16 protein-coding genes are annotated in these 19,562 nt (G+C 37.1%); 14 read left to right on the forward strand and 2 right to left on the reverse strand.

Annotated features, from left to right (window positions below):
• Nucleotides 1-302: 302 nt before the first annotated feature.
• The 4 genes from AW17_RS24125 to AW17_RS09025 all read left to right on the forward strand — a co-directional run bounded on the left by AW17_RS24125 (nucleotide 303) and on the right by AW17_RS09025 (nucleotide 3,372).
• The gene (locus AW17_RS24125; RefSeq protein WP_157280252.1) at nucleotides 303-464 is read left to right on the forward strand and encodes a hypothetical protein; all 162 of its coding nucleotides are present in this window, start codon (nucleotides 303-305) and stop codon (nucleotides 462-464) included.
• Nucleotides 465-622: 158 nt separating this feature from the next.
• Nucleotides 623-1,804: an AIR synthase related protein gene (locus AW17_RS09015; RefSeq protein ID WP_029275805.1), complete on the forward strand. Its 1,182-nt coding sequence runs from the start codon at nucleotides 623-625 to the stop codon at nucleotides 1,802-1,804.
• Between the two features lie 170 nt (nucleotides 1,805-1,974).
• Nucleotides 1,975-2,376 (forward strand): c-type cytochrome, encoded by a 402-nt coding sequence (locus AW17_RS09020; protein WP_029275806.1) that lies wholly within the window; start codon nucleotides 1,975-1,977, stop codon nucleotides 2,374-2,376.
• Between the two features lie 360 nt (nucleotides 2,377-2,736).
• Nucleotides 2,737-3,372 carry an acetyltransferase gene (locus tag AW17_RS09025; protein WP_051691716.1) on the forward strand — a complete coding sequence of 212 codons (636 nt, stop codon included), beginning with the start codon at nucleotides 2,737-2,739 and terminating at the stop codon, nucleotides 3,370-3,372.
• Between the two features lie 97 nt (nucleotides 3,373-3,469).
• Here the strand turns inward: AW17_RS09025 and AW17_RS09030 are convergent, their stop codons facing one another.
• On the reverse strand, nucleotides 3,470-3,781 hold the full coding sequence (locus tag AW17_RS09030) for a hypothetical protein (protein WP_029275808.1): 312 nt from the start codon (nucleotides 3,779-3,781) through the stop codon (nucleotides 3,470-3,472).
• Nucleotides 3,782-3,965: 184 nt separating this feature from the next.
• On the reverse strand, nucleotides 3,966-7,295 hold the full coding sequence (locus AW17_RS09035; RefSeq protein ID WP_029275809.1) for a TonB-dependent receptor: 3,330 nt from the start codon (nucleotides 7,293-7,295) through the stop codon (nucleotides 3,966-3,968).
• A gap of 624 nt (nucleotides 7,296-7,919) precedes the next feature.
• Between AW17_RS09035 and lpdA the strand changes: the two genes are divergently transcribed.
• The 10 genes from lpdA (at nucleotide 7,920) to asnS (ending at nucleotide 19,225) form a co-directional block, all read left to right on the forward strand.
• Entirely contained in the window at nucleotides 7,920-9,308 is a 1,389-nt protein-coding gene (gene lpdA, locus AW17_RS09040) for a dihydrolipoyl dehydrogenase (RefSeq protein ID WP_029275810.1), read from the forward strand.
• A 328-nt stretch (nucleotides 9,309-9,636) separates the two neighbouring features.
• A complete protein-coding gene (locus tag AW17_RS09045; RefSeq protein ID WP_029275811.1) occupies nucleotides 9,637-10,479 on the forward strand; it encodes an MBL fold metallo-hydrolase in 843 nt (280 codons plus the stop codon).
• 32 nt (nucleotides 10,480-10,511) lie between these two features.
• Nucleotides 10,512-11,048 (forward strand): nucleoside 2-deoxyribosyltransferase domain-containing protein, encoded by a 537-nt coding sequence (locus AW17_RS09050; protein WP_029275812.1) that lies wholly within the window; start codon nucleotides 10,512-10,514, stop codon nucleotides 11,046-11,048.
• 61 nt (nucleotides 11,049-11,109) lie between these two features.
• Nucleotides 11,110-11,364, forward strand: a complete 255-nt coding sequence (locus AW17_RS09055) for a hypothetical protein (protein ID WP_051691718.1) — start codon at nucleotides 11,110-11,112, stop codon at nucleotides 11,362-11,364.
• A 375-nt stretch (nucleotides 11,365-11,739) separates the two neighbouring features.
• The gene (locus AW17_RS09060) at nucleotides 11,740-12,099 is read left to right on the forward strand and encodes a hypothetical protein (protein ID WP_029275814.1); all 360 of its coding nucleotides are present in this window, start codon (nucleotides 11,740-11,742) and stop codon (nucleotides 12,097-12,099) included.
• A gap of 745 nt (nucleotides 12,100-12,844) precedes the next feature.
• Nucleotides 12,845-13,372, forward strand: coding sequence for a ferritin (locus AW17_RS09065; RefSeq protein WP_029275815.1), 528 nt, complete (start codon nucleotides 12,845-12,847; stop codon nucleotides 13,370-13,372).
• A 772-nt stretch (nucleotides 13,373-14,144) separates the two neighbouring features.
• Nucleotides 14,145-15,593: a circularly permuted type 2 ATP-grasp protein gene (locus AW17_RS09070; protein ID WP_029275816.1), complete on the forward strand. Its 1,449-nt coding sequence runs from the start codon at nucleotides 14,145-14,147 to the stop codon at nucleotides 15,591-15,593.
• A 10-nt stretch (nucleotides 15,594-15,603) separates the two neighbouring features.
• The gene (locus tag AW17_RS09075; RefSeq protein ID WP_029275817.1) at nucleotides 15,604-16,539 is read left to right on the forward strand and encodes an alpha-E domain-containing protein; all 936 of its coding nucleotides are present in this window, start codon (nucleotides 15,604-15,606) and stop codon (nucleotides 16,537-16,539) included.
• A gap of 112 nt (nucleotides 16,540-16,651) precedes the next feature.
• On the forward strand, nucleotides 16,652-17,647 hold the full coding sequence (locus AW17_RS09080; protein ID WP_029275818.1) for a transglutaminase family protein: 996 nt from the start codon (nucleotides 16,652-16,654) through the stop codon (nucleotides 17,645-17,647).
• A 129-nt stretch (nucleotides 17,648-17,776) separates the two neighbouring features.
• Nucleotides 17,777-19,225, forward strand: coding sequence for an asparagine--tRNA ligase (gene asnS / locus AW17_RS09085; RefSeq protein ID WP_029275819.1), 1,449 nt, complete (start codon nucleotides 17,777-17,779; stop codon nucleotides 19,223-19,225).
• Nucleotides 19,226-19,562 lie beyond the last annotated feature (337 nt).

The following is a 19,562-nucleotide window of genomic DNA, read 5'->3' on the forward strand; positions in this document are numbered from 1 at the left end:
AGGCCAGCTACAAAAATAACTATAATATAGCTGCTTAAAATTTGTTTTTATCATAACAATCATCTCGACCGAAGCACCACGTAGTGTTCCAAAGGAACTCCTTTGGAGGAGAGATCTTTTAACATAGTTCAAAGATTTCTCCATTCCACTGTGTTCCAGTCGAAATGACGACCGTTCTTTGCAATCTGTCATTGATAGCGTAGTCGAAGGGCATTTATTTGCGATTTATCAATCTCAAGAAGTCTTCGGTTACGCTCTCCACAGGAGTCCTTTGGACAGACTGACAACCGCGGCTTAACTTAATGAAATGGGCCTATGCAAGGATAAAAACCGCCACAAAGCACCAGTCCGCTGTACCTAAGCCCGATTGTACGGATGCCGTTTTACAAGTTATTTTTTCCATGTTCCAAAGCTTTAAAACGGCAGGAGGAAAAGCGGGGCTGCAAACCGCCATGAAAAACTAACGCTCACTTCCAAAACCTTTTTCAATGATATTGTTAAGACAAACGCATGCAGATAAAGTCCTACTCCAAATCAATATTTGCGCTATCGACTCCCGACTTCAGACTTTCTGTCTTCCACTCTTTTACCTTCCACCTTAAAAAACTATCTTTGCGCCAACATGAGTGATAACAGGTACAATCAACGTGGCGTTTCTGCCTCAAAAGAAGATGTGCACAATGCCATCAAAAACATCGATAAAGGAATTTTCCCTAAAGCATTCTGCAAAATCATCCCCGACATTTTAGGTGGTGACGAGGAATATTGCAATATCATGCATGCAGACGGCGCAGGTACCAAATCTTCTTTAGCTTACGTATACTGGAAAGAAACCGGAGATATCTCCGTTTGGAAAGGTATTGCACAAGATGCCATTATCATGAATATCGATGATTTAATCTGCGTTGGTGCTACCGATAACATTTTATTATCCTCAACCATTGGAAGGAATAAAAATCTGATCCCGGGCGAAGTGATTGCTGCAGTAATTAACGGTACAGAAGAAATTTTAGCCGATCTGCGCGAACAAGGCATCTCGATTTATTCTACCGGCGGCGAAACTGCCGATATTGGCGACTTAGTAAGAACGATTATCGTCGATTCTACGGTAACCTGCAGATTAAAGCGAGAAGATATCATCAGCAACGATAACATTCAACCAGGCGACGTAATTGTGGCACTAGCGTCATCCGGACAAGCTACTTACGAAACCGAATACAATGGTGGTATGGGATCGAACGGATTAACCTCCGCTCGTCATGATGTTTTCGATAAAACAGTAGCCAACAGTTACCCTGAAAGTTTCGATCCGGCTGTTCCATTCGATCTGGTTTTCTCCGGAAAGAAACAATTAACAGAAGAAATAGATATTGAAGGTTTTGGCAAAACTACTGTAGGTAAATTGGTATTATCCCCTACGCGTACTTATGCACCTGTAATCAAAAAGATTTTAGAAGGCCATCGCAGTCAGATCAATGGTATTGTACATTGCAGTGGTGGTGCGCAAACCAAGGTATTACATTTCATCAATGATGATATCCATGTCATCAAGAATAACTTATTTCCTATTCCTACCCTATTTAAATTGATCCAGGAACAATCGGGTACCGATTGGAAAGAAATGTATAAGGTATTTAACATGGGGCACCGCATGGAATTATATGTTCCTCAGGAGATTGCCGAAAGCATTATCGAAATATCAAAAAGCTTTAATATCGATGCGCAGATTATCGGTCGCGTAGAAAAAGGCAATCAGAAACAGGTAACTATCGAAAGCGAAAAAGGAACTTTCGTTTATAACTAAGCATTAAGATACAATTTAAAAAGGCTGCTGAAAATAAATTTCAGCAGCTTTTTTTTAACACATTCTTGCTGCCTCTTGTCAGTATCGATTGAAATAAATTCATTACAATCTGTAAAAGTCATTTTCTAATGTAGAAAAAGGTTTATATTAGTTATATAAACTAACAGAACATGAACTATAAAAAGCCCATTGTAATGGCCTTACTGGCATGCTTTGCCCTAAGCCTGAGTGCCTTTATGCCTAAAGCCGAACCAGAGCCAAAGGCAAAAAATTTAAAGGTATTGCCTAAAAACATCAGCAAGGAAGAACTCGACAAAGTAATGGACGATTTTAAGCTTGCATTAGGTGTGCGCTGCAGCCATTGCCATGCACCAATGAAAGATAATCCAAGGAAAATGGATTTCGCCAGTGATGAAAAGCCAGAGAAGGAAACAGCTCGTAAAATGATACGTATGACCGCAAAAATCAATAAGAAATATTTTCATACCGCTTTGCAGGAGGGGAAAACCATTACTCAAATTGCCTGCGTAACCTGCCACAACGGCAAAGCCGAACCAGGGAAACAAATGTAAAAAGCTTATTTTCAATATATTAAAATCTTTACCGTATTGTGAAGCTTTTAATTTATGTCTTTCACACTAATTAATGGGAAATAGCTTCTTTTCTGCCTGCATTTTTTTTTGCGAGGTGTTTTAGCATTTTAATTCATATTTAATTGGGATGAATTTTGACTCGAATTCGGAAGGGAATTGCCAATACAGGCAAAATGTTATTACACCAAACACAATCTTAGTTATACTTCCATTAAAGCCACTACAACTTACTTTATATCTTTGTCGATACATTCTTAAATTTTATCGGTACATCATTTAGTTTTGTTTGTATAAACGTATATTAGATTTAACAAATTACTCCAAATAGGAATAAATAAAATGATCAATGTATATCTTCTGGGTGCTGGTAAACATGCTGCTGAGCTTAGCGAATATATTAATGGCTCGGGTGAGTATCTTTTAACCGGATATATCATCAATTTAGAAGATGCGGTAAATCACCCAAGTTTAACGAAGCCCATTACTTCGCTACCGGCTTTTTTAGAAAAACATCCCAGTACTTTAAATATTGCATTAATTGGGGCAATAGGCAATTACGAAAGAAAATCTATTATTGAACTGTTAGAAAACAAAGGCTATTCGTTCATCAACATGATCCACCACCATAATTATATCAGCCCTTCAATTAAAATTGGCGAAGGAAACTGTATTGCTCCAGGTTGTGTAATTAATGCAAATGTGAATATCGGCAACCATTGCATTGTGAATTCAAATTGCAACATCAGTCATGATTGTATAATAGAGAACTATGTAACCATTTCACCCGGGGTAACCATTGCGGGCAATGTACATATTAATGAAGGTGTTTTTATCGGATCTGGTGCAACCGTGATCCCGGGCATAACCATCGGAAAAGGAGCCTATGTTGCAGCCGGAGCTTGCGTTACAAAAGATGTTCCGCCGCATGTAATGGTTGCAGGTGTGCCTGCGAGGGTTAAAAAAGCTATAGATTAAGCAATCTGAAACAATAAATACTTCAGAAGTTTATATAGAAAAAAATCCACGATCGAATGACCATGGATTTGTAAAAACATCTAAGTATCTATATAAACTATTGTAATCTCAAAATCCTTTCACCATACTTAATTTCTGTTTCTGAGGTGATTTCAAATTCATATTCTTTTTCTGCTGTAACAGTAAGCTTTTTACCCTTGATTTTGTAAGTACCTCTATATGCTACATCTCCACCTGGCACTATATCGGCTTTGCCGTCTACCATGAGTGTAACGTGTATCGCACTGGTAAGGTATCCATCAGGCTTGGGTACATTAATTTCATAAAATGTTTTTTCTTCTTTTACAGTTAGCTTTTTACATGAAGTAAAACATAAAAACAAGAGCATTAAATAGATGAGATTTTTCATATTATTTATTTTTATTACAAAAACGTATCATGGTTAATAAAAGCTCTACTAATCGCCATAGAAGCTTACTGGATTAAACAGATATTCTAAAATACAATAAATAACATTTAAAAAAGTCCATAAATAGCAAAGAATCTGCAATCATTCGATCGGGGATTCTTTGTTATAAAGCTAATCCGTTTAATTAAAAAGAATATCTTAAACCTAATTGAATGCTATAAGTGCTATTAACGCTAATATCATCTTGTAATGGATCAGTAATTAATTTGCCTGCAACATTTTGAAGATTATAAATTGGTTGGTTGTTTGTACCAATACTTCTAAAAGTTAATGGATTATTGATCACATATCTTTGGTAAGTTCCCCAATTTTTATTTAACAAATTGCTAAAGTTGATAATATCTGCGCTAAACTGTAAAGTTTGTTTACCGCTTTTTCCAGTCTTCACGAAGATGTCTTGTAAAAATCTAACATCAAATTTGTTAAACCAAGGTAATGTAGCTGCATTTCTTTTAGCGTATTCACCTCTATGTTTACTTAAATATTTAGAATTATTTATAAACTCTTCGAAAGCTGCAGTTTGTTGAGCAACCGAATAAGTCACTGCCGCTGCACCAGTACCTACAGTATAAGCTGCAAAGTTTGTTTCACCAGCACGAGGAATATACATTAAATCTGCACTACTATTTCCATCACCATTTAAATCTCCATTTACTACATAGCTATAAACACCCTGGGTCATTCCTTGATAGAATAGAGAGATGGTTGTAGCAAAATGGTTAGCATATTCTAAACGGTAAGACAAATTACCAACTACACGATGAGGAACCGCATAAGCTGAATTACCTAATTCTTGATCATTTGACGTTCCAACATTAGGATTTGAATTCCATACAGAACTTGCTGTACTTCCTGGGTTAGCAGTAACCTCTTTAGCGATAGAATAAGTATAGGCAATCGATCCAGAGAAACCATTAGAATATGATTTACTCAATTGAGCTGTCAATGAAGATGCAAAACCTTTAATTGTATTTTCAAGAACAATAGCAGAAGTTGTTCCAGCATTTAAACGATTAGTACCAATAATTCGTGGACGTGTAAGTTCACCTTCATTAATGATACCGTTAACATTAGACAAGTTTGCATTACGCATGCGAACCGCATTGATGTCTTTAGTATATAGTCCATCAAAAGTAAACATGTAACCACTACCTAGGTTTTTATCAATCCCTAAATTAGCTCTTAAAACTTTTGGAAACTTAAAATTATCATCCATAAAAACAACAGCAGGAGGACTAGATGTTCCGGCAACAGTTGGAAATAAATTTGCATATGCCGCAGGATTGCTGCTAAATTTAATGTTTGCCAATTGCGCTGCTCCAGCAGTCGTTGCGTTACTAATAGCTCCACCAAACTGATACATACCAGTGTTAGTTGGTATATTTGTTAAGAAAACAAAAGGAATTTTACCTGTAAACACACCTAAACCTCCACGGAATACTAATGATTTATCGTCAGAAGTATATCTAATTCCAACTCTTGGAGACAATAACACCCTACTCTTAGCCCATTTATCAGTATAATAATGTCTTAAAGTAGTATTATCACTTGAGTAAAAATTCAAAGCAGAAGTTGCAGGGTTATTTAATGGGTCTTCATGATAAATAGGCATATCAGCACGTAAACCCAGTGTTAATTTCCAGTTATCGTTCACATTATATTCATCTTGAATATATGCTCCTGCCTGTCCAATTTTTAATTCAGCTGAATATACTGAGCTTTGACCTGGGATTAATGAATAGGTATAAGCATAATATACTGGTGCCTTGTCAGTTAAAAAATCACTCAATGAGTTGTATGCATAATAACTATTTGCAGGAGCCATGAACATGTTACCTGTTTTCTGGTATTCATAGGTTAATCCAGCAGTTAAGGTGTGTTTTCCAGCATAATAAGTAAAGTTATCAGTTACACTATACACATCATTAATAACATCATTATTTAAGGTATATGGATCCATTCCGGCAGTAATGAAGTTACCACCATTTCCATCATATATATCTATAGTTGGAAAAATACCTCCATTATAAGTTCTCGTAGCCTGATTTTTAGTTAAAGCAAGTAATAATTGATTTGAAGCCTTGTTACTTAATTTACTATTTAGTTCAAGAGTACCCGTCCTTGTAGTATTTTCAAAAGCATAATTAGAATTAGAAAAAGCGAACGATTTTGGCCCAAAACGATTATTAGGAGCTCTTGATATAGTAGATAATATCGGCGCACCAGTAGTAGGATTTGTACCAGATGTTACTCTGAAACCAGCACCGTTAGGCGTACTTGTTAAATTTAACTGCTGATCATCATTACCTTTAAAATCACTAAATTTTAATGTTAATTTATTACTATTATTAATGTTCCAATCTAATTTTGCAAGGATTTTATGGTTATCAGTTGCAAATGAAGGAAAATCTGTATAAGACCCCGGATCATAACCAAATTTCGTTTTTAAGTAATCTGAAACAGATTTTAAATCTGTAACACTAGTAGACGAAGGTAAACCTGAGCCACCAGATCCGGCAGCGTAATAGTTGATACCCGGTTTAGTATTTTCTTCCTTTTCTGCATTAACAAAGAAGAATAATTTATTCTTGATAATTGGACCACCCAAGGTAAAACCATAAGTTTGAGATTTTGAGCTCACAATTGTTGAGCTAATATCATTAGCTCCCACATGTTTACCTAAAAGGCTTTGATCTCTATAAAAGCCATAAGCTGAACCATGAAAAGTGTTAGTCCCGCTTTTTGTTACCGCACTAATATTTGCCCCAGTAAAGCCAGCTTGCCTAACATCATAAGGTGCAATATTTACTGAAATTTGATCGTAAGAATCTAAAGAGATCGGCTGCGATCCACCGCCAGGCAATGGATCATTACTTAGTCCAAAATTATTATTTAAGTTCGCACCATCCACCTGGATATTATTGTAACGGGCATCACGACCTCCAAAACTATTCCCACTTGCCTGTGGGGTCAATCTTGTAAAATCAGTTATACTTCTAGTTATTGTGGGTAAACTAGCCAAATCTCTGCTAGAAATGTTGGTACTCGCTCCAGTTTTTTGGGCCGTAACTTTTTTTGCTGCTTGAACTGTCACTTCTCCTAGTGTATTTCCAGAATCATCTAACTTATAATCTAAATTATAAGCTTCGCCAAGTTTTAGAAAAATGTCACTTGCTTTTCCCGGTTTAAATCCGATGTAACTTATTTCAACTGAATAAGGTCCACCTACTCGCATATTGTTTATTGCAAAGCGGCCATCATTGTTTGTTGAAACAGTATAGGTAGTTCCAGAAGGTGTGTGTGTTGCTTTAACAGTTGCACCTGGTAGAATGCCTTTGGCATCCTTTACAGAACCTGTCATTGATGATGTGGTTACCTGTGCGTTAGCACCAATGGTAATACCTACAAATGCAACAATAACCAGTACTAATCTTAAAAGTAAAGATTTCTTCATACTTTGTTTTTTAAATGTTTTTTGTTGTTGAATAATAAATCTAATAGGGATATTAATGCCGCAAATGTACCCAATAAAATTTAACACATTTTAACATCCAATGTTAAATAATTATTAAGTCAGGTAAAAACTTTTCAACATTTAACACATATTGAACAGGATATAACTTTCAGTTTATCAACACTTTGATCGTATCACTAGATTATCAATAACGAAACTTACAGTTGATTATAATTTATGCAGAAAAGACACTATAATGTTGGTATTTTTCTAATAACACCTATCAACAATAACTTTTTAGGCAAAAACACCATGTAATTTAAACCTATCGTTAAATATTTACTTTTTATCTATTTTTATCTACAAAAACACCAACACCAAATTAGCATACAACCTCAAATTTGAGGCAACAATATTCAATCATTGTAAATTTTAACTGTTATCTCAACATTGAGCTAAGCAATTGACATTTTTTTTTTAGTTTTGAGCGATTGTTGCAGGATGAAGATCCTTTAAATTTTGTAATCCGGATGTAGGCAGCCCTTATTCAAGGGACGAAACCAGACGATTACAGATAATACAAAACAATTAAAACAAATCTCTTTAAAATAGATTAAAAAACAGATGAATTACGACGTTATTGTTTTAGGCAGCGGCCCAGGTGGTTACGTAGCTGCAATCAGAGCTTCTCAATTGGGACTAAAAGTTGCAATTGTTGAGCGTGAATCATTAGGTGGTATTTGTTTAAACTGGGGCTGTATCCCTACTAAAGCACTTTTAAAAAGTGCTCAGGTTTTCGAATATATTAATCATGCTGCTGATTACGGAATTACTACTGCCGGTGCAACCGCAGATTTTGCTGCCGTGGTAAAACGCAGCCGTGGTGTAGCCGATGGCATGAGTAAAGGCGTTCAATTTTTAATGAAAAAAAATAAAATTGACGTAATTATGGGAACTGGTAAAGTAAAACCAGGAAACAAATTAGAAGTTAAAGGTGCAGATGGTTCTCAACAAGAACTAAGTGCTAAAAATATCATCATCGCCACAGGTGCCCGTTCAAGAGAATTACCTAACCTGAAACAAGATGGCAAAAAAATTATTGGCTACCGCCAGGCAATGGTACTTCCTGAGTTACCAAAAAGCATGGTAGTAGTAGGTTCTGGTGCTATCGGTGTAGAATTTGCTTATTTCTATGCTACCATGGGCACAAAAGTAACGATCGTAGAATTTATGGATAACGTTGTTCCGGTTGAAGACGAAGATGTATCTAAACAATTGTTACGCAGCCTGAAAAAAGTAGGTATCGATGTCATGACATCAGCAAGCGTAGAATCTGTTGATACCAGCGGTGCAGGCTGTAAAGTTTCGGTTAAAACAGCATCGGGCATGCAGACTATTGAGGCCGACATCGTGCTTTCGGCAGCAGGTATTGTAGCCAACATCGAAAACATTGGTTTAGAAGAAACCGGCATCAAAACGGAGAAAGGCAAAATTGTTACCGACGAATTCTATAATACTTCAGTTAAAGGTTATTATGCAATTGGCGATGTAGTAGGCGGTCAGGCACTTGCCCACGTGGCTTCTGCGGAAGGCATTATCTGTGTAGAAAAAATTGCTGGTCAGCATGCCGAGCCATTAGATTACAACAACATCCCTGGATGTACTTATTGCACCCCGGAAATTGCTTCAGTAGGTTATACCGAAAAGGCAGCAAAAGCAGCAGGTTACGAATTGAAAATTGGTAAATTTCCATTCTCTGCATCAGGTAAAGCAAGCGCTGCCGGTGCTAAAGATGGTTTTGTAAAACTAATTTTCGATGCTAAATACGGAGAATTATTAGGTGCACATATGATCGGCGCCAACGTTACCGAAATGATTGCCGAAATCGTAGTTGCCCGTAAATTAGAAACTACTGGTCACGAAATGATTAAATCTGTTCACCCTCACCCTACCATGAGCGAAGCCATTATGGAAGCTGCAGCTGATGCATACGGAGAAGTGATACATTTATAAGGTGGAAGGTTTAAAGGTGGAAGGCATAAGGTGCCAAAACCATAAGTAAATATAAGGTTTAAAGGTGGAAGGTATAAGGTGCCAAAACCATAAGTAAATATAAGGTAGAAGGTTTAAAGGTGGAAGGCATAAGATGCCAAAACCATAAGTAAACCCAATTATTATAAAAACCCTTTAGTTAATCCTAAAGGGTTTTCTTATTTTTATAGGCTATTTTTTAAAAACCCTAAACCCTAAACCCTAAACCCTAAACCCTAAACCCTAAACCCTAAACCCTAAACCCTAAACCCTAAACCCTAAACCCTAAACCCTAAACCCTAAACCCTAAATGAAACTCCACACCATAAACACAGGCTTATTTAAATTAGATGGTGGCGCCATGTTCGGCGTTGTACCCAAGGCCATCTGGCAAAAAACAAACCCTGCTGATGCAAATAACCTTTGCACATGGGCCATGCGTTGCCTTTTAATTGAAGAAGGTAATCAATTGATTTTAGTGGATACCGGGATTGGAAACAAACAGGACGAAAAGTTTTTCAGTCATTATTACCTGCATGGGGACGATTCGATGGAAAAATCGCTGGCGCAATTGGGTTTCAGTACGGCTGATATTACTGATGTTTTCCTCACTCACCTTCATTTTGATCATGTTGGTGGGGCAATAATAAGAGAGAAAGAGAAACTGACGGCAGCCTTTAAAAATGCACATTATTGGAGTAATGAAAAACATTGGCAATGGGCAGTAGAGCCAAATGCGAGGGAAAAAGCTTCTTTCTTAAAAGAAAACATTCTTCCGATCCAGGAAAGCGGACAGCTTAAATTTATTGATGAAATAGAAAATATCGAATGGCAAAAAAATATCAACATCAGTTTCGCCTATGGCCACACCGATGCCATGATGCTGCCCAAAATCAGTTACAAAGGCAGAACCATTGTGTATATGGCCGATCTTTTACCTTCGGTTGGGCACCTTCCCCTGCCCTATGTAATGGCTTATGATATGTTTCCGTTAAAAACCTTGACCGAGAAACAAGCCTTTTTAGAAGAAGCCGTAAACAACAACTACATCTTATATCTTGAACACGATCCAATTAACGAATGCTGCACTTTACAAAGAACAGAAAAAGGGATCCGTGTGGCAGAAATTTTTAACCTGAGTGATATCATTTAATTTTAGCCGCAGTAAATACCAGAATTAATTCAATGAAAAAACTACTTACCCTCCTTTGCTTCTCTTTTTGCTTTACGCTTGTTGTGGTCGCCCAAAAAGCTACTATTATAAAATCGCCTAACCCATTACCCTCAAAAGACAACCGCATTAAGATATTTTTAGGTGGCAGTATAGACATGGGGAAATCTGATGATTGGCAACAAAGCTTAAGCAAGGAACTAATCGACAAAAATGTAATTATCTTAAATCCACGCCGTGATGACTGGAACAAAGACTGGAAACCGACAGGCACCGATCCAAATTTTAGAAAGCAGGTAGAATGGGAATTAAATGCACTTGAAGCATCCGATTATATTGTCATGTATTTTGCTCCCGAATCTCAAAGCCCGATAAGTTTGTTAGAATTTGGATTATATGCCAAATCCAATAAACTGTTAGTTGTATGTCCAGATGGATTTTGGAGAAAAGGCAATGTGGATATTGTTTCAGAAAAATATAAAGTAGAAACATATAAAACTATAGCTGAAATGCTAAAGTCATTGCAGCAAAAAATCAATCTGCACAAATAAAACTAAGTTTCTTTTAGAGACCCTTAATTTGCCCTAATACTTAACTTTAACGATTATTTAAATGGTCAGACCAGCCAAGCCCGCAGACACAGAAGAAGTTGTACCACTGATTATTCAGGCAATGGGCAAGCTGGCTAAGAAATTAACCAATGTAGAAGATGATGAAATCATTAATCAGATCTTTAAACATTTCTTCCAACAAGAGAACAACCAATACAGTTACGAAAATGCCTTGGTTTATGAAGACGAGGGCAAAATCCTGGGATCTTTAAATGCCTATGATGGTGGAAAACTCCTAAAAATTGTTAGCGAATAGCTTATACATGAATAACCTATACAAATCGGCCTAACGTATCTGCCTAATGACGCCTTATATTTCCTTACATTGCTTATATGGTTCATTATGCTATATACTTTCTGACAACTAAGTTATGCACCCGATTCAACTGTTTACCATTTAAGGAATATAAGATCATTGTAGCTCATCTCTTTTAAACCGGCCATTGTTATAAATTACTACGTTCTAACAATTAAACCACTTTTTTGTCTTCAACCAATAGCAAACTAAAGCATATAATGTTTTTATAGCTCTTTTATTTTGGACCCGCCAAACGCTCCACACCCAGCGCTTCCAAAATTTTTTTTCATTTTTATTTGTATTTAATCTAAATAATACCAATTTTTGTAACCGATGGAAAAAGCGTGTATCGATATTAATGAACTGGTTAACGTATTCTCAAATACCCATGGTTCTATTTATCAATCAGATAAACTAAACTGCTTTTATGTAGATTTTGGCGGCAAGTTTGCGCGCTTTAATTGCCTGTCGCTTCAAAAATTAAAAAAGGTTGTAGAAGATATTGATATTGAAGCACTCCTTTTAAACACCCACAAAGCCGATTTCGAACTGGTTACCTTTAATGGCTGCGAACACATCTATTTGTTAAGTGCTTTAGAAATTATCGCCTTAAAAGATTTGCTACAAGGTACTTTTACCATGTTCAAACTAAATCACCTCATCAGCGACTGCCTGTATAGATTGGTTTATTAGGTCAGTTCAGTGGTTCATTAGTCATTAGTTTATTGGTAGGTTCAGATCAGTTAATAAGTTAACTGTATAAATGGGTTAATTGTCTAAACTGGTTAACTGCTTACATGAAACTATCAATTGTTAATTGCCAACTACAAAACTGTACTGTATTAATTACATCCATTTTCGCTCAATTCTATTCAGTTCGTCATACTGAACTTGTTTCAGTATCTATTACTAGAAAGATCCTGAGATAAACTATCATTGACAGATCTCTTAAGAAGGGTCGTCCTTGCGAGGAACGAAGCAATCTTAATGCGCACGCTAGTAGCGATCGTTGTAAGATTGCTTCGTCGGCTGAAAAAGCCTTCTCGCAATGACGATTCCTTGCAGCTTACAATTCGCTAAAATCCTTTGTCATTAATTAATATTGATTTTTATACAATAAGTCATTCCTCAGGATGACGATCACGAGGTAAATTTCAATATACTATCCCATTCTCCAATCCTCAGTTATTCTCATGGACTTAATTCATTGAAAACTACAAACTGAAAATTGCCAACTGAAAACCGACCTTTATCCTTCTGATCCTCAACTACTATCCGTTTGACGTTATTCCGGTATCAATTTCCATCCGCCCCCTTATTTAAACTGATTACAAATAACTAATTATCAGCAATTTAGACTAATTTCATATAGCAAATAAATCACACAATATGGTTAATTTGATGTTACCTTTGTATCATTAGTTAAGCAAAGAAAATTATGAAAGACTTAATGCGCATTAAATGTTTAATATCACAGGATATCGAAACATTATTAAATCAGCAGATCAAAAAAGAAGCCCACTCTTCATCACTATATTTATCAATGTCATCTTGGTGTGACCAAAATGGATTCGACTTTTCAGCAGATTATTTTTTAAAGCAATCTGAAGAAGAAAGAGTACACCAGCTTAAATTGTTCAAATATGTTTTGGATATGGGTGGAAACGCAATATCTCCAGAAGTTTCTGGCATCAAAACCGAATTTTCCGGATTTAGAGAAGTTTTCGAAGATGCTTTAGAAGCAGAAATCGCCATTACCCAAAGTTTTAAAAACCTGGCTTCTAAATGCCATAAAGAGCAGGATTTTGTAACTATGGAATTCTTAAACTGGTTCTTGAAAGAACAACGCGAAGAAGAATACAAAGCACGCAGGGCATTAGAATTGTTCGAAGTGATTGGCGAAGAAGGAACAGGAAGATGGGAAATTGATAAACATGTGAACAAAATCACCTATTCAGAAGCATAACAACAACAAAACATATATTGAAAGCTATCCCGATTAAAATCAGGATAGCTTTTTTTTTCTCTTAGAATCCCTATAACAGGATCGTCATTGCGAGGAGGAACGACGAAGCAATCTTACAACGATCGCTACAATCCATAGTTATAAGATTGCTTCGTCGGCTGAAAAAGCCTTCTCGCAATGACGACTTTTCTTTGAGAACGCTCCATTTTGTTACACATTATCTGATAGCTATCTGATAAATTTTGTTTGCCGTGTTTATTGTTTTAAAAGTCTAATAGCGAATTCCTGGCCAGCATCCTTTCTAACAAATAGACCCTGATCCCGAAGCCCGGGACAGGATGACACCACGAAGATTATTGACATAACTAAATTAATTTATATCCATGTGTTCCCACCTGCCTAAGCTTCAGATTGACGACCAAAAAAAAGAAAAGCTCCAGTTTTACTGGAGCTTCTTGGTTTAGAGTGTTTAGTTTATGTTGATTATGAATAAGTCTTAATGTTTTTTGTAAAAAAAGCGCCGTTGCCAGCGCTTTTTTAAACCAAATATATAATAATAATTAACGAGCATTACAAAAGTACAAACTTTATTCATATTAGCAAGTGTTTTTATTAAAAACTTTAAATATTTTAATAAAAAATACATAAAACACTAAAATACAGGCCTAAAAAATTAATCAAATAGATATAAATCATATAAAAATCAATTTTTTATACAAAAACACTAGTTTTTTACTTATAAAATCATAATTTAAGGAAATATTTAAGCAAAATGATAGAAGATTTTATAAAAAATTACTTAAATCATCCCAAAACTTATGATGAAATGTTCCTAAATGGCGATCATTACCGGGATCATTATTCAAACTTCATCGATAATTTCTCTAAAGAATCGCTCGAGAACCTGAACAAAAAGGAAGAATTGGCTAAAAAGCTGTTCATGAGCCAGGGTATTACCTTTACGGTATACGATAGCGGCGAAGGCATCGAAAAAATCTTTCCTTTCGATATTATCCCGAGAATTATTACCTCATCAGAGTGGAATTTTATAGAAAAAGGAATAAAACAACGCTTAAAAGCACTGAATCTTTTTTTAAAAGACATTTATAGCAATCAATTTATCTTAAAAGACCAGATTGTACCTATAAACGTAATTTATTCCTGTCCGCATTTTTTAAGAGAGATGCACAATGTAAACGTATTACACGATATCTATATCCATATTGCCGGAATAGACCTGATAAGAGATCACGATGGAACATTTTACGTGTTAGAAGACAACCTGCGCACACCTTCAGGGGTGAGCTATATGCTCGAGAACAGGGAAATTACCAAAAGGTTATTCCCCGACCTTATTCCGCAATGCGGCGTAAGAAGTGTAACCGAATACCCAGCCATATTATATAAAAATTTAATGAGCCTCTCTCCCAGAGCTGTTTCTAACCCAACAATTGTACTGTTAAGCCCGGGCATGTATAATTCTGCGTATTACGAGCATACTACCCTGGCCCGCTTAATGGGGGTAGAACTGGTAGAAGGACGTGATCTGGTGGTTAAAAACCAAAAGGTATTTATGAAAACCACTACTGGCCTACAGCAGGTTGATGTGATTTATCGCCGTGTAGATGACGACTATCTTGATCCACTGGTTTTTAATCCGAACAGCGTACTGGGCGTTGCAGGCCTAATGGGCGCCTATCGCAAAGGTAATGTAGCCATTATTAATGCAATAGGCAATGGCGTAGCCGACGACAAAGCCGTTTATACTTATGTACCAGATATGATCAGGTACTACCTGAACGAAGAACCCATACTCAAGAATGTGCCCACCTACCAGCTCAGCAATAAAGATGAGCTCGATTATGTTTTTGCAAACATCAATACGATGGTCATTAAAAAAACCAATGGAAGTGGTGGATATGGCATGTTAATGGGGCACGCCGCCAGCGAGCAGGAAACAGACGAATACAAAATCGAAGTATTGAAAGATCCACGCAATTTTATTGCCCAGCCTACCATAAGCCTGTCTTCTGCCCCCTGTTTTATCAACGGAAAACTGGCTCCACGCAGAATCGATCTTCGCCCTTTCGCTTTAAACGGACCAGATGGCATTTCAATTGTGCCGGGTGGCTTAACCAGGGTAGCTTTAAAAGAAGGTTCGCTGGTCGTAAACAGCTCGCAGGGTGGCGGCAGTAAAGATACATGGGTTTTAACTTCTTAGAATACAGAATATGTTAAGTAGAGTTGCATCAAGCTTATATTGGCTAAGCAGATATGTTGAGCGCAGCGATGGTATGCTGCGCATGTTAAAAACAAATTATGCTTCCTCACAAGATACCATACAGGAATTTACCTGGAAGCCCGTAATCAGGATTTTTTCATCAGATGACGAAAATGAATTATTGAATATCCAGCACGATAGCCGGGCGGTAATAGAATACCTCTTGTTAAACCGCGAGAATCAAAATTCAATTTTAAACATCGTTACCCTGGCACGGGAAAATGCACGGAGTGTTCAGGAACACATCCCTAAAGATTTATGGCAGTGTTTAAACGAATATTACCATGCGGTAAAAGATGAAAAATTATTATGGTACGTACAGAAGGATGACCCTGTTACGGCCCTAGATGTTTTGATTAAACAGGTAATGTTATATAACGGAACTGCCGACAGTGTGATGGAGCGTGGGGAAAGCAGAAGTTTTATGAATATTGGCAAACATCTGGAGAGAAGTATACAGTCAGTTGATATTCTCGACATTAAATTCAGCTCGATAAGCAGCAATCCAGATCTGCTGACGGATATATCCTACTGGAAACATTTATTGCTATCATTAGGCGGTTATGAGTTATACCTAAAAACTTACAGGCAGGGTTTCGATGCAAAAAACATCATCGAATTAGTGATGCTCAACAATGATTTTCCACGGTCGGTACTGTACGCCATGAACAATATTGAAAGGTATTTTAACCGGTTAAAGAGCGAAAGCAATATCGAACATTACAACAACTTATCTTTTAAAATAGGGCGTTTAAAAAGTATGATTACCTATAGCTCGGTTAATACCATGAACGAAGAGCAGCTGCATCATTACCTTACAGAAATCAGAGCTGAACTTTTCGGCATCGGAAACCTGTTAAATGAATATTATTTCGCAAATTCATAAATAGTTTTTTAACCACAGATAGACATGATTAACACAGATACTATTTCCTTTATTGATTTTTCATCTGTGTTTATCCTTTTATCTGTGGTAACCTATAATAATAAAAACCAATATGCCAATTTTCAAAATCAAACATATCACCAATTATAAATACGAATTACCTGTTCGTGACAGTGCAAATCAGATTATTTTATTTCCGATTAAGGATGATTTTCAAAAGGTGGTTAAACACGACCTGAATATCTCCGGAAGCCCGGAAATTGAAATCTTTATCGATTATTACGGCAATGAAGTAGGCACATTTACCCAAAATGAGCCCCATACCCAGCTGAAAATTTTTTCCAAAGTAAGTGTAGAAACCTTCCCGAAGCCATTGCCGCAAGACGATATGTTTAGCAGCGAGCAGTGGAACAGTTTAAACGTCCTAAAATTCGAAGTTCCCTATATCGATTATTTGCGACAAGAAAGTTTCGAGGGCATTAGCCAACTGAAAGAAACAGCGCTGAAGATTAAAGATGCTGAAGATACACCCTATCAAACCGCGATAAAATACTGTGCCGATGTTTTCCATAATTTCGAATACATTAAAGGGGTAACCGCAGTTGATACCACCATAGATGAAATTTTAAAACTTAGAGCAGGTGTTTGCCAGGATTTTGCACATGTATTAACAGCCATGTTGCGTTTAACCGGGATCCCTGCCAGATATGTGAGCGGCTACATCTGTCCCAATAGAGATGGTATGCGGGGTGAAGGCGCAACGCATGCCTGGGCCGAGGCATATTTACCCGAGTATGGCTGGCTGGGCTTAGACCCCACCAATAACTGCATTGCCAACGAAAACCACGTGCGCCTGGCAGTAGGTCGCAATTTTACTGATTGCTCTCCTGTAAAAGGGGTTTATAAAGGTGGTTTCGAGCATATTATGGAAGTTAACGTATCAGTAGGCTATAATGATGAAGATTTTAATGATAATGAAACTTATTTTCAGCCAAAAGAAGTGAATTATACTAAACCATCTGGAACAATAACCACAGCAAGAACACAAAACAGCTATCAACAATATATGGAAGCCATCCAGCAACAACAGCAGCAACAACAACAGTAGGCTTTTGCAGTTAACAGTCCGCAATTATCAGTTAGCAAATCCCTCACGCTAAAAAACTGAAAACTGTATACTAAAAACTGCCAACTGATAAAGTTTTTTTCTAAATTTGCGCCTTTTACAAATAACAATATGATTAAGAGACAGCAAATTAAAGATTTATTAAAGTCGACAGCATTTGACACAGAAGTAACGGTTATGGGATGGGTTAGAACTTTCCGTAATAATCAGTTTATTGCATTAAATGACGGGTCTTGCATGAGCAATATCCAGGTTGTGATCGATTTTAATAATTTACCTGATGAGCTGTTAAAAAGAATCACTACCGGTGCGGCCATTTCTGCGACAGGTAAATTGATCGAATCTTTGGGTAAAGGTCAAACTGTTGAGATTAAGGCAACAACTGTAGAAATTTTGGGTGATAGTGATCCTGAAAAGTTTCCATTACAACCAAAGAAACACAGTTTAGAGTTTTTACGCGAAATTGCGCACCTGCGTTTCCGTACCAATACTTTTAATGCCGTTTTTAAAGTACGTCATGCTTTGGCTTTTGCCATTCACCAATTCTACAACGAACGTGGTTTTGTGTACATGCACACGCCTGTAATTACAGCAAGTGATGCAGAAGGTGCCGGCGAAATGTTTAAGGTAACTACTTTAGATTTCGACAATACACCACGTACAGACGATGGTAAGGTAGATTTCTCGCAAGATTTCTTTGCCCGTGCAACCAACTTAACCGTATCTGGTCAGTTAGAAGGCGAATTGGCAGCAATGGCTTTCGGACAGATTTATACTTTCGGTCCGACTTTTAGGGCAGAAAACTCAAATACTACACGTCACCTGGCCGAATTCTGGATGATTGAGCCAGAAGTTGCATTTGCCGATTTAGAAGATAACATGCAGCTTGCAGAAGATATGATGAAGTATGTAATTAAATATGCTTTAGATAACTGCAAGGATGAATTAGAATTCTTAAACACACGTTTGGCCGAAGAGGACAAACAAAAACCGCAGAACGAGCGCAGCGAATTTAGCTTGTTAGAGAAATTGGACTTCTGCCTGGCCAACGAATTTGAGCGTTTAACCTATACGGAGGCGATCAGGATTTTAAAATCTTCTAAACCAAACCAGAAGAAACAATTTAAATACCTGATTGATGAGTGGGGTGCGGATTTACAAAGTGAGCACGAACGTTACTTAGTAGAAAAACATTTTAAAAAACCGGTAATTTTAACAGATTACCCTGCTGATATTAAATCGTTCTACATGCGCCAGAATGAACCAGATGCTGAAGGCAGACAAACTGTTGCAGCGATGGATATCTTATTCCCTGGTATTGGCGAAATGATTGGCGGATCGCAACGTGAGGAACGCTTAGACCGTTTAACTAAACGTATGGAAGATTTAAACATTCCGCAGGAAGAACTTTGGTGGTATTTAGATACCCGCCGCTTTGGATCAGCTCCGCACTCGGGTTTTGGCTTAGGTTTCGAGCGTTTGGTATTGTTTGTAACCGGAATGACCAACATCCGCGATGTAATTGCTTTTCCAAGATTCCCGAAAAACGCAGAATTTTAGAAGGGTTTAGGGTTTAGGGTTTAGGAAAAACAAATAGCCAATTACCAAAGGAGTCAAGTTTTTAAAAACTTGACTCCTTTTTTTGCATTATTAAGACCCTGAAATGAATGCAGGGTGACGGATCTAGGGGACAAATCCGTCATACTGAGATAATTTATTCATAAAAATCTTATGAATGGCATGAAGATTTTTAGTGAAATTTTACGCTGCGAGGCATCGTCATTGCGAGAAGGCTTTTTCAGCCGACGAAGCAATCTTACAACGATCGCTACTAGCGTGCGCATTAGGATTGCTTCGTTCCTCGCAATGACGATTTTACTACTGGAACATGCCGATG

The organism is Pedobacter borealis DSM 19626, assembly GCF_000708285.2.
GTDB classification, from domain to species: Bacteria; Bacteroidota; Bacteroidia; order Sphingobacteriales; family Sphingobacteriaceae; genus Pedobacter; species Pedobacter borealis.

Bases quoted from the DNA above. Each gene is read 5' to 3' on its own strand.
- AW17_RS09050 (WP_029275812.1), top strand. From the start codon at position 10,512: ATGAAAAAACTACTTACCCTCCTTTGCTTCTCTTTTTGCTTTACGCTT.
- AW17_RS09015 (WP_029275805.1), top strand. From the start codon at position 623: ATGAGTGATAACAGGTACAATCAACGTGGCGTTTCTGCCTCAAAAGAA.
- AW17_RS09020 (WP_029275806.1), top strand. From the start codon at position 1,975: ATGAACTATAAAAAGCCCATTGTAATGGCCTTACTGGCATGCTTTGCC.
- AW17_RS24125 (WP_157280252.1), top strand. From the start codon at position 303: ATGAAATGGGCCTATGCAAGGATAAAAACCGCCACAAAGCACCAGTCC.
- AW17_RS09045 (WP_029275811.1), top strand. From the start codon at position 9,637: ATGAAACTCCACACCATAAACACAGGCTTATTTAAATTAGATGGTGGC.
- lpdA (WP_029275810.1), top strand. From the start codon at position 7,920: ATGAATTACGACGTTATTGTTTTAGGCAGCGGCCCAGGTGGTTACGTA.
- AW17_RS09025 (WP_051691716.1), top strand. From the start codon at position 2,737: ATGATCAATGTATATCTTCTGGGTGCTGGTAAACATGCTGCTGAGCTT.
- asnS (WP_029275819.1), top strand. From the start codon at position 17,777: ATGATTAAGAGACAGCAAATTAAAGATTTATTAAAGTCGACAGCATTT.
- AW17_RS09060 (WP_029275814.1), top strand. From the start codon at position 11,740: ATGGAAAAAGCGTGTATCGATATTAATGAACTGGTTAACGTATTCTCA.
- AW17_RS09065 (WP_029275815.1), top strand. From the start codon at position 12,845: ATGAAAGACTTAATGCGCATTAAATGTTTAATATCACAGGATATCGAA.
- AW17_RS09075 (WP_029275817.1), top strand. From the start codon at position 15,604: ATGTTAAGTAGAGTTGCATCAAGCTTATATTGGCTAAGCAGATATGTT.
- AW17_RS09055 (WP_051691718.1), top strand. From the start codon at position 11,110: ATGGTCAGACCAGCCAAGCCCGCAGACACAGAAGAAGTTGTACCACTG.
- AW17_RS09070 (WP_029275816.1), top strand. From the start codon at position 14,145: ATGATAGAAGATTTTATAAAAAATTACTTAAATCATCCCAAAACTTAT.
- AW17_RS09035 (WP_029275809.1), bottom strand. From the start codon at position 7,295: ATGAAGAAATCTTTACTTTTAAGATTAGTACTGGTTATTGTTGCATTT.
- AW17_RS09080 (WP_029275818.1), top strand. From the start codon at position 16,652: ATGCCAATTTTCAAAATCAAACATATCACCAATTATAAATACGAATTA.
- AW17_RS09030 (WP_029275808.1), bottom strand. From the start codon at position 3,781: ATGAAAAATCTCATCTATTTAATGCTCTTGTTTTTATGTTTTACTTCA.